Annotated in this window: 2 protein-coding genes and 1 pseudogene; 2 read left to right on the top strand and 1 reads right to left on the bottom strand. The window is 50.9% G+C overall.

Annotation, left to right across the window (positions count from 1 at the left end; all coding sequences use genetic code 11):
* Both VLH40_00620 and VLH40_00625 read left to right on the top strand, forming a co-directional pair.
* Positions 1-652, top strand: a 652-nt coding sequence (locus tag VLH40_00620; protein ID HSV30513.1) for an FGGY-family carbohydrate kinase, incomplete at its 5' end; no start/stop codon positions are given.
* 17 nt (positions 653-669) lie between these two features.
* Positions 670-1851, top strand: coding sequence for a hypothetical protein (locus VLH40_00625; protein ID HSV30514.1), 1182 nt, complete (start codon positions 670-672; stop codon positions 1849-1851).
* 197 nt (positions 1852-2048) lie between these two features.
* Here the strand turns inward: VLH40_00625 and VLH40_00630 are convergent.
* Positions 2049-2386, bottom strand: a pseudogene (locus tag VLH40_00630) (transposase).

Genomic DNA, 2386 nt, shown 5'->3' on the forward strand with positions numbered 1-2386 from the left:
GGTCTTTGAGGCCGGATACGGGAATAACGCGATTCCCGAAGGCCGGAACATGATGGTCACCTATATTACTGGTTTATGGATTATCCAGCAATGCCGAAATCGCTGGCTTGCCCAGAGAGAGGGCAGCCTCAGTTGGGATGAAATTGTCCAGGTTTCCGAACAATGCGGTCCTTCCCGAGCCTTCATCGATGTAGATGATCCGGTTTTTGGCTGCCCACAGGCTGATATGCCCGCTACCGTTCGGGAGGCTTGCGTACAAACCGGCCAAGGACGTTTGGAATCAATGGGTGAAATTGCCCGTTGTTTATACGAAAGCCTGGTTTTGAAATACCGCCGCAACGTCGAGTGCCTGGAAAAAATAACCGGACACAGGCTCGAATTCATTCATATAATGGGAGGTGGTATCCAGAATAAGACACTTTGTCAATGGATTGCGGACGCGACCGGTATTCCGGTGATGGCGGGACCTACGGAGACCACCTCAATGGGGAACCTTTTGATGCAACTGAAGGCCGATGGAGAGATCGTCAGTTTGGAAGAAGGCCGGGAAATTTCGCTTCGTTCGTCTCAGGTTGATTTTTATGAACCAAGTGGGAAAAAATGGTGGGACGACACCTATGGGAAGTACCGGGAGTTGTTCCGGAAGAAATAAAGACCGCTGGAGGGAGCATGGGTAAGTATCCTCGGATATATCTGTCATTGGATAATTGTTTTGCGGTCAAACGCTGGATCAGTCCGGCTGAGTGGATGCGGATCGCCGAGCAGATTGGTTGTGGTTATATTGAGGTGAGCACCGATACGGAGTGTGATCCATTTTATGGGAACCAGTCCTACCTGGACGATTGGTTGGAGAGCGTTCACGTCGCCCAAGCACAACACAATGTGACCATCGCCAATTTTTTCACCGGCTATTCAACCTATCGGACCGCCGGTCTTTTACACCCCGATGATCGGATTCGAGATCGGTTAGTCAATGACTGGTTCAAGGTCATGATTGGCTTGGCGGCCCGACTGGAGGCGGGATTAGGTTTCTATATACAGGCCTTTCCGAATTCCGTTCTGCAAGATCCGGAAGAATATCAATTATTCAAACAGAGACTTTTCGAGACGATAGCTGGGCTGGTGCGGTATGGAGCGCTTGCCGGATCGGGTTATTTGATGCTGGAACAGATGTACAGCCCTCATCAATATCCCTGGACCATAGAAACAGGTAAAGAATACCTCAGGGAAGTGTACCGGTTGTCTGGGGAACCATCCTATCTGGCATTGGACAGCGGTCACGCAACCGGACAGGTTCGCTTCCTGAGACCGACCAAAGAGCGGATAGAGCGTTCCATAGAAGAGATGAAAAACAACGACCGGCCGACCCCGGTCTGGTGGGGTGCGGAAACCACCAGACGACTGTTCCGGGATTTTCGTGCTCCCTCTTCTGCCGCCTGGGGGGAATTACTCCGCGCCGTCGAATCGGAAATGGATCGCTTTCCCTATCTTTTTTCCGAACAAAAAGATTGCGATCTCTATCAGTGGTTAAGAGAGCTCGGTTGTTACGCGCCGGTGATTCATTTACAACAAACCAACGGGCAATCCTCATCACACCTTCCCTTTACTCGGGAAAACAATCGTAATGGTATTGTCCATCCAAAAAAGATCCTGGAGGCGTTAAGGCAGGCGTACCAGGGACCGGAAGACCCGCTGCTGCCTCCCCGTTGTGGAAAGATTTTCCTGACGTTGGAAATCTTTTTTGGAGCCGCGGACTATCCTGACCAGATCGTTGACCGGTTAAAGGAATCAGTTGAATTCTGGCGGCAGTATCTCCCGGAGGACGGATTGTCGCTGGATAAACTGGTATAATTATACGGAACTGACTAGGAAAGACGAGGATAAGCACTAGCTGAATCGATGTTGATGACAACATGATGGACCGGGAACGATGAGACGACAAAAAGGACTAAGCCGAGAAAGAGCCATATATCAGACTAATTGGATGTAACTCTCGCTAAAGGAATTACCCATGAGAAGAGTCAATGTCAAATGTTGGGTATGACCCATCAGGCGGCGTCCTCTTTTTGGCGTATTCCCTCGACGAATTGAACTCCCTCCACCACTTCTGCTAACCTTGGAACTCCCTTCAGTCTTCTCCACCGTTTCCCGGCACTGAGAAAGAGCTGTAAGACCATGCTGAGGACGGTCACTCGTGACCCGCAGTTGCGGGTCTTGTCTGTTCGCAACCTGACGGTACTCATGAGTGGATTTTACCGGGTTAGTGGTGCACAGATGCTTCCAGTGTTCGGCCGAGAAATCGTAGAAGGTCAGGAGCCCCTCCCGGTCTTTGGCCAAGCAGTCGGTGGCCTGGGGGTGCTTGGCCGGGTATTTGGTGATGAACAAG

Source organism: Atribacteraceae bacterium (genome assembly GCA_035477455.1).
GTDB lineage: Bacteria > Atribacterota > Atribacteria > Atribacterales > Atribacteraceae > DATIKP01.